The following is an 8407-nucleotide window of genomic DNA, read 5'->3' on the forward strand; positions in this document are numbered from 1 at the left end:
ATCAAAAACTTTGGTTCAGATGACCCCATCGCATACGAGCTGGTGTTTGGTCACCGTCGCCGCCGCGCCGCATTGCTGGCAGGCTTGACCGAAGTACCCATCGATGTGCGTGACATGACCGATGAAGAAGTCCAACGCGCACAGCTGATTGAAAACATCGGTCGCGAAGACGTACACCCCATCGAAGAGGCCGAAGGCTTTGAGCGCCTTATGAACAACCACGGCGTGACAGCTGACCAAATCACAGCCGACACAGGCAAGAGCCGCAGCTATGTGTATGGTCGCCTCAAGTTGCTCAAGGCCGTGCCCAGCGTGCGCGAGGCCTGTTTGCGCGGTGACATTGGCAGTGAGGTGGCCTTGCTACTGGCTCGCCTGCCCAACGCCAAAGTGCAAGAGCATGCGCTCAATGCCATCAAAGCGCAGCACATGGATTTGAAAGATGGTGGCAAACAAAGCTATCGCCGCATCCGCGAGCTGTTGGTGGGCAAATACACACTCGACTTGGCCACCGCAATTTTTGACATCACCGACATCACGCTCCTCACTGACACGCCATGTGCCAATTGCCTCGACTGCCCCGACCGCAGCGGCAATGCCCCTGAATTTGAAGACATCACCCAAAACCGCGACGCAGGCGGGTGGACCAAAAAAGGCAATGCAGACATCTGCACACAGCCCGACTGTTTTGAGCGCAAGAAAAAAGCGCACTTGCAACGAGAGGCTGCCAAGCTGGAAGCGCAAGGCAAAACCGTGCTGGATGGAAACAAAGCCAAGCAGGCCATAGATGCCCACGGGCAGCTGAAAGATGGCTACATCCCCCTCGCTGACGCCAAAAAGCTAGGACTCACCAAGACTGCTCAAGCATCTATGGCTGTCACCATCCAAGACCCGCGCACAGGCAAAACCATCGAAGCGGTCAAGCGCAAAGACGCTGTGGATGCGGGGCTGCTACAAGAAATCAAGTTTGACAAACCCACCTCGCCATCGAGCAATCGTGCTCGCTCGGCTGAAGAAGCTGAAGCCATCACAGAAAAAAACAAACAACTTTTAAAACGTGTGATGGCACAGGTGCGCTGCCAACCACGTCGACGCCTTGACCTAGTAGCCATTGCAACGTCATACATTGATCATGCTTTTATAGACGATGAACTTCTTGAAGCAGTTGGCCTGCCAGATGAAGCTGAATTTAGAGCATCCCTGCCACACATGAACACAGATGACATTGCTCAATGGCTGCTTTGCGCATCGCTACACGATGACCTTGAGGGCTCAATCTATCAAAAAGACGCTGGCAAAGCAGAAGCCCTGCATGCAGCAGCAAGCGAATATGGTGTGCCCATCGACGAACCTGCCGAAACCGCGTCTACCCAACCAACCGCTGCGCGGGCGCAAGACGAAACGGGGGGCGAGACCAAAAAACCCGCTGCGCGTGCGCGGGGCAAGAGCGAATCAAAAACCAAGGGTAGCCCGAATTCGGGGAAAGATCAGAGCGGCTCCGCCGCTAGGGCCATTGAAGGCACCGGCGACGACGCCGGTGCTGTGGACGCCAACGTTGCAGCTAAAGAAGAGGTGGACGCATGAACACCCACTACATCCCCAAGCCAGCGCCCGTTCGACCTGGCTCACTTGACGCGTTCACCAAACCATCGGTGATCTCAGGCAAGCGCGTTCCCCACAAAGCCCCGCATAACGGGCCAGTGGGCGTGCTGAAAGACCGCACACAACATCACAACGACTAAGGCGAGGCCCTATGCAACACAGAATGTATCTTTCCCCTCGCACACCGCAGCCGTTCCGCCGTGAAGAACGTTACTACGTGCTCAAAATCAGCGACATGCGCAAATACCTGAGCGCCGAAAAGCAAGAGGCCGTGCACGACATGGCCGGAAAAATAAACGCCGGTCGCGCAGTGGATGGCAAAGCTTTTCTTCAGGCCGTTGTCGTCGAGCATGACTGGCCAGAATACGAGCGCGTGTGGCAAATGCTTGAGACACGAATGACTACGACTCGGGCTCAACCTTTTAACCCCAATGACGATCGCCGATTTTGGCCAATACCGGTTTCACGGGTGAAGGGCAACAACGGCGCGCCAAAACCCCTTCTATGGCGCTGTAGTTGTGGCACAAAATTTTGGGTGAGAGTTAATGAATCGCACTGCCCTCGCTGCGGAAAAAGAACCGAACTAACAGATGATCAACTATTGGCAGCTTTCAACTCGGCTGACACTGTGATTGATGGTTTACATGAAGTTGCAAAACTTGTAATTCAGCCAAACGATGCGTCCGACTTGGCAAAGCGCGTTACAGGGCTGGAGCAGATGCTTCGGCAAGTGGATGCAGCCTATCACCAAGAAAGAGAAATGCGTCAGCAGCTTGAACAATCAAGCTTAGATATTGAAATGGCGCTACTTGTTAATACACAAACAAATGCAGAGCAAGACAAAGATACTGATCGTTTGATAAATCAACGCGATCACGCGCACGAAATTATCGACAGACTTTGTGATGTAGTTCTTGGTACCGATCGCCACGAGTGGAGTAGCGCATACTTTTTTGAAGATGCTGTGAATGAAGTTGAAGAAAAGATGGCGGCTTTAGAGAAACAAGCGCCCGTGGCTTGGCCATGTGTCATTGCACAAATCGACTTTGGACAAAACATCGTAACGCTTGAGATGCAATGTAGTGACTACAAAGTTTCAGCAGGTCCGCATTGGCTATCTACCCACCTACAACCAAAGCGTGAGCCGCTGACGGATGAGGAATTCACGACTGCCATTGAAGTCGAAGGCATCCCCGTTGAGGACGTTGAGCTTGTTTGGGCTATTAAAGATTTGGTCGAAGCCGCCCACGGCATCAAGGGAGAGAAGCATGAGTCCCATTGAAAAAAATGCGACCGCAGCAATTGATGCGCTGGTTGATGAAAGCCCAGAAAAGGCTATGAGTTTTTTAGCCTCTAATTTTGTTGGCCTTATTCTTGCCATGATTGAAATTAAAGGCGGAGATGTAAGCAACGAAATCAAAATTAATGGTGGTGATTCACGCGATATAACTATTCATGCAAAGAAAAAAGGCGGTGCAGCATGAGCAGATTGACACAACGCCCAACACTGAACCTAGAAGTATCCATCAAACTTACCGAGAGCGAGGTGCGCGCACTTGACGCCCTTTCAGGCTATGGAGCAGATGCTTTTCTGAAAGTGTTTTATGCCCAGATGGGCCGACACTATATGGAGCCGCATGAATCTGGTCTTCGATCATTGTTTGACACCATTCGCACTGAGTTGCCGCCGATCATGAAAAGAATGAGAGCGGCTAAGCAGGCATTTTCTCTGGCCGACCCTGTTGTTCGCAGCAGGTCGGACCACGATGCCCTGATAAGCCGGATTACATCGGAACACTCTCAAGCCGCTCACAGCATTAAGGGGGTAGTATGAGTATGCACAATAAACCTCTCACGAGACTTGAGCGCGATGGACTGATTGCTCACGGGCTTGAGAGATGTATCGGTAAGCCTAGTCAAATTGCTGACATTTTTCGCCAAGGTATCGCATGGGCAGGAATGTCACCAGCCGATAGATCTGATGCTGTAGCTGCTCGCAGAGAAATTGACAAGCTTCTGACCAAGAAAGGCAGTAAGCATGACTGAAGAAATCAAACGACTCGAGCAACGAATCGACACTTTAACCTCAGCCATCATCACGCTCGCCAAAGTGCATGATGTGCGCATGAATCAAGAAGCTGTAGCAGCTCGCTATGATGTGTGTCGTCAAACGCTATCAAAGCGAGTGAAAACAGGCTCATTCCCAGCCCCCGGACGCGATGGGAAATGGTCACAAAGCGATCTGATTGAGTGGGAGAACTCCCCAAAATTTACGCAAAACTCTCGCAAAGCCGCATAAATAAACAAACAGAGCCGCCCTTCCTGGGCACCAATATAAGTTAAATGAAAGCCACCTTTTCGGTGGCTTTTGTTTTTTCTGATGTTAGATGGGTTGTGCGACAAGATCATGACCATCGGTCGCCACGACTTTTGCACGTGTGAACTCACCCACTTTCAACACTTTGCTGAGTTTTTCAGACGGCAACAGCTTGACCACGCCATCAATCTCAGGCGCATCAGCGTAGCTGCGGCCCACGCCACCTTTGCGGCCACCGGCGGGGGCTGAATCGACCAGCACTTGAATGGTCGAACCGATGCGGCGCTTGAGCTTGGCAATCGACACCTCTTCGGCCACTTCCATGAAGCGCGCTTGGCGTGCTTCACGCACCTCTTGCGGCAACATGCCCGGAATGTCATTGGCAGCTGCGCCATCCACAGGGCTGTAGGCGAAACAACCCGCACGGTCAATCTCAGCTTCGCGCACGAAGTTGAGCAAATGCTCAAACTCTTCTTCCGTTTCGCCGGGGAAACCTGCAATGAAGGTGCTGCGAATCACAATTTGCGGGCACAGCTCACGCCAGCGGGCAATTCGCTCTAAGTTCTTTTCACCGCTGGCTGGGCGCTTCATGCGCTTCAACACATCGGGGTGGCTATGCTGGAACGGCACATCCAAATACGGCAACACGTGACCCGTGGCCATCAAAGGAATGATGTCATCCACGCTGGGGTATGGATACACGTAATGCAAGCGTACCCAAGCACCATAGGTTTGCGCCAACTTGGCCAAGGCTTGTGCCAACTCCAAGGTGCGCGTTTTGATGGGTTGACCATCAAAGAAACCCGTGACGTACTTCACATCCACGCCATACGCGGAGGTATCTTGGCTGATGACCAACAACTCTTTCACGCCGCCTTCAAACAAAGCGCGCGCTTCTTTGAGCACATCGCCGATGGGACGGCTCACCAAATCGCCGCGCATGGACGGGATGATGCAAAACGTGCAACGATGGTTACAGCCTTCGCTGATTTTTAAATACGCATAGTGCTTGGGCGTGAGCTTGACACCCGCCTCACCAAAGCTGTTGGGCACCAAATCGATGAACGGGTCATGCGGCTTAGGCAAATGCGCGTGCACAGCGTCCATCACCTCTTGCGTGGCGTGTGGACCTGTCACGGCCAACACACGGGGGTGCATTTGCATCACGAGGTTTGCGCCACCTTCAGCTTGTCGTGCGCCTAGGCAACCGGTCACGATGACCTTGCCGTTTTCAGCCAACGCTTCGCCAATCGTGTCGAGACTTTCTTTCACGGCATCATCGATGAAGCCACAGGTGTTGACGATGACCAAGTCAGCGCCAGCAAACGTTTTTGACGTTTGGTAACCCTCGGCGCTGAGTTGCGTCAAGATCAATTCAGAGTCGGTCAGTGCTTTGGGGCAACCCAAGCTGACGAAGCCTACTTTTGGAGAAGTTATTTCACTCATCGACGCTTGACTCCCATCACTTCTAACATTTGTTCAGTTTGCTTTTGCATGTGTTTTTGCATTTGCTCCTGCAAATCCATCAATACATTTTTGGATTGCTCGGCGTAATTGCCCATGACGCTGGGCATCAAGGGTAAGGCCGTCAAGTCTTTGGATCGGTCAGCCAATTGTGTTTGGATGTCCATGAAGGCTTGAACGTTTTTTTCGAGGTAAGGCCCCATGAAGCCTTGCATGGCGTTGCCATAAAAGCGAATGACATTGGCCAGCATACGCTCGGTCAAAATGGGGGCACCCTCAGCTTCTTGCTCCAAGATAATTTGCAACAAGATACTGCGCGTTAAATCTTCACCGGTTTTGGCATCACGCACCATCAAAGGCTCACCCGCCATGACCAATTGCTTGATGTCAGCAAGCGCCACATAGCTAGAGGTTGCTGTGTCATACAGCCGGCGGTTGGGGTATTTTTTAATCACTCGCTCGCCGTCGTGTGTCGACGTGGCGTTCATTTTGCTGCTCATGAGAGAGCTCCCGTAGTCAAACAAAAGCCCGCCACTGAAACTTCAGTGCCGGGCCGCACGGGGAACAAATGGTAGGCGCGATTGGAATCGAACCAACGACCCCCACCATGTCAAGGTGGTGCTCTAACCAACTGAGCTACGCGCCTACTTGTTCGATTCAGAAAGTATAACCCACTTTTATCGCCGTCTCGCCGAACGAACACCCTTAACTTCACGAACCGAGGTCAAAACTTTTTCCAATCGCCGCGAATCCCCCACCTCGATGGTGAATGTCATCCACGCCAAGTCCTTGATCGATTGGGTTTGCACACCAATCACATTCATTTTTTCTTTGGCAAAGACTTCGGAAATATCACGCAACAACCCTTGGCGGTCAAAAGCTTCGATGTAGACATCGACCGGATACACCAGTGACTGAGCAGATTGCGACTGCCCCCATGTCACCTCAATCACGCGCCCCGCATCTCGCGAGGCCATTTGTCTAAAGTTGGCGCAATCTCCGCGATGAATACTCACCCCTTTACCGCGCGTCACAAAGCCACGAATGTCATCTGGCGGTGCGGGCTTGCAGCAGCGTGCCAATTGCGTGAGCAACGAGTCCACCCCCACCACCAACACACCGCCCCCAGGCGCCTTGTCAGGATGTCTTGCTTTTTTCAACAGCACATAGCCATCCGCACCCAGTGCTGGAGCTGGTGGATTCAACAATGTCTCAATGTTGCGCAAAGAAAACTCGTCTTTGCCCACCACTTCAAACAACGCATCCGCCGTTTTAAAACCAAGCTGAGAGGCTAAGTCCTCTAACTTGATGGCCGTCTTACCTTCTCTCTGCAACAATTTCTCGACCGCTTCACGCCCCCTTGCCGTCGTCTCATTCACGGCCAATGCGTTGAACCAAGCCCGAACTTTCGACTTCGCTCGAGAGCTGACCAAATAGCCCAAATCGGCATTCAGCCAATCGCGTGAAGGGCCACCTGCTTTGATCGCGATCACCTCCACCGTTTGACCATTTTTCAAAGGCGTGTGGAGCGGCACCATGGCACCATCTACGCGCGCGCCACGACAACGATGGCCTAAGTTGGTATGGAGGCTGTAGGCAAAATCCACAGGCGTCGCGCCTTGCGGCAGCTCAACAACCGCTGCATCGGGCGTCAGCACATAAATACGGTCACTTAAAGCATCGGTGCTTGCCACGGTGGCTGCACTGTCGCCTCCTTGTGCACCACCACTGGCCAGTTCGCGCTCCCATGCCAACAACTGACGCAACACAGCAATCTTGGCATCGTAATCACCTGATGCGGAAACACCGGCGTAACCTTTGGTACCCGCCTCTTTGTAGGCCCAATGCGCGGCGACACCATGTTCGGCATGCGCGTGCATGTCTTGGGTACGAATTTGAATTTCAATGGCCCGTCCTTGCTCATCGCGCACCACGGTGTGCAGCGAACGATAGCCATTGGGTTTAGGACGCGCAATGTAGTCGTCAAACTCTTCCACGATGGGTGAGAAATGGGTATGCACCCAACTCAAAGCCGCATAGCAATCGGGAATGGATGGCACAACCACACGCAAGGCGCGTATGTCAAAGACTTTCGTGAAATCCAGCGACTTGCCGCGCATTTTTTTCACAATGCTGTAAATGTGTTTAGGGCGCCCTTGCACATTGGCCTCTATGCCTTGCGCCAACAACGCCACTTCAAGTTGTTGGCGCAGTTCTGCCATGTACTGCTCGCGCACCAGCCGTTTTTCATCGAGCCAACGGGCCACTTGACGGTAAGTCTCAGGCTCTAAGAACCGAAAAGACAAGTCTTCCATTTCCCATTTGATTTGCCAGATGCCCAGTCGATTGGCGAGTGGTGCAAACACATGGAGCGACTCATGCGCCAACGCGTGAGGCACCGGAATTTTGGTTGCCGCATAGTGACGCAAGGTTTGCAAACGTGACGCCAAACGCAACAGCACCACACGCAAATCTCGAGAAAATGCCAGCAGCATTTTTCGCACGTTTTCTGTTTGGAATTCAAGTGGCAAAGCCTCAGACGCCGTCACACGGGCTTGGCGTTGCACACGTATCAAACGCGTCGTTTCTAGGGCCAAATTCGCGTAGGTTTGACCGAAAGCTTTCGCAATCACCTCATCAGGTTTATTCAGGTAGTCGCTGGCATAGACCAAGTAACTGGCAGCCTGCATGGCCTCTGAACCGCCAATGCAGGACAAAATGGTGGCCACCGCATCGGCATGCGCCAAAACGTCTTCGCCGGTGTCCAACGTAGCACCCATCAACAAAGGCTCGGCAAACGCCCTCGCCCGCGCCAATGCTTGAGGCTGATCTGGCAAATCTTGCAGCGTCACGCTCAACACAGGGGTCTGCGGCTGTTCTGTGTTGTATTTGGCGGATTCAAGGACGAAGTGCAACAAAGATGAACTGGTTATAGGTGGCTGAGGATGCGAGAGCATCATGGCCGCTTTAACCGCCAAATCGAAATTGCCCAATGTACAAGCACCTCAGCCGAGAAGAACGATACCA

The 8407-nt window shown here is 52.7% G+C and carries 9 protein-coding genes and 1 tRNA gene; 6 read left to right on the plus strand and 4 right to left on the minus strand.

Annotated elements, in window-relative coordinates; translation table 11 throughout:
• The 6 genes from RMS95_RS02920 to RMS95_RS02945 all read left to right on the plus strand — a co-directional run.
• Nucleotides 1-1581, plus strand: a 1581-nt coding sequence (locus tag RMS95_RS02920; RefSeq protein ID WP_310643435.1) for a ParB/RepB/Spo0J family partition protein, incomplete at its 5' end; no start/stop codon positions are given.
• The gene (locus RMS95_RS02925) at nt 1578-1739 is read left to right on the plus strand and encodes a hypothetical protein (protein ID WP_310614073.1); all 162 of its coding nucleotides are present in this window, start codon (nt 1578-1580) and stop codon (nt 1737-1739) included. The genes RMS95_RS02920 and RMS95_RS02925, both read left to right, overlap by 4 nt.
• An 11-nt stretch (nt 1740-1750) precedes the next feature.
• Complete coding sequence (locus RMS95_RS02930) at nt 1751-2881, plus strand: hypothetical protein (protein WP_310643437.1); 1131 nt, start codon at nt 1751-1753, stop codon at nt 2879-2881.
• A complete protein-coding gene (locus RMS95_RS02935) occupies nt 2868-3083 on the plus strand; it encodes a hypothetical protein (RefSeq protein ID WP_310643439.1) in 216 nt (71 codons plus the stop codon). Before RMS95_RS02930 ends, RMS95_RS02935 begins: the two co-directional genes overlap by 14 nt.
• Nucleotides 3080-3433: a hypothetical protein gene (locus tag RMS95_RS02940; protein WP_310643440.1), complete on the plus strand. Its 354-nt coding sequence runs from the start codon at nt 3080-3082 to the stop codon at nt 3431-3433. Before RMS95_RS02935 ends, RMS95_RS02940 begins: the two co-directional genes overlap by 4 nt.
• A gap of 204 nt (nt 3434-3637) precedes the next feature.
• Complete coding sequence (locus tag RMS95_RS02945) at nt 3638-3898, plus strand: hypothetical protein (protein WP_310643442.1); 261 nt, start codon at nt 3638-3640, stop codon at nt 3896-3898.
• 84 nt (nt 3899-3982) lie between these two features.
• Here RMS95_RS02945 and rimO read toward each other — a convergent pair whose 3' ends face one another.
• The 4 genes from rimO to RMS95_RS02965 form a co-directional block, all read right to left on the minus strand.
• Nucleotides 3983-5362 carry a 30S ribosomal protein S12 methylthiotransferase RimO gene (gene rimO, locus RMS95_RS02950; protein WP_310643444.1) on the minus strand — a complete coding sequence of 460 codons (1380 nt, stop codon included), beginning with the start codon at nt 5360-5362 and terminating at the stop codon, nt 3983-3985.
• Nucleotides 5359-5880, minus strand: a complete 522-nt coding sequence (gene phaR / locus RMS95_RS02955) for a polyhydroxyalkanoate synthesis repressor PhaR (protein ID WP_310643446.1) — start codon at nt 5878-5880, stop codon at nt 5359-5361. The genes rimO and phaR overlap by 4 nt, the downstream gene beginning before the upstream one ends.
• A 69-nt stretch (nt 5881-5949) precedes the next feature.
• A tRNA-Val gene (locus tag RMS95_RS02960) sits at nt 5950-6026 on the minus strand.
• A 31-nt stretch (nt 6027-6057) separates the two neighbouring features.
• Nucleotides 6058-8340: a bifunctional (p)ppGpp synthetase/guanosine-3',5'-bis(diphosphate) 3'-pyrophosphohydrolase gene (locus RMS95_RS02965; protein ID WP_310643448.1), complete on the minus strand. Its 2283-nt coding sequence runs from the start codon at nt 8338-8340 to the stop codon at nt 6058-6060.
• Between the last annotated feature and the right edge of the window lie 67 nt (nt 8341-8407).

Origin of the sequence: Limnohabitans sp. (assembly GCF_031539175.1) — a bacterium.
In the GTDB taxonomy this organism is placed as follows: Bacteria; Pseudomonadota; Gammaproteobacteria; order Burkholderiales; family Burkholderiaceae_C; genus Limnohabitans.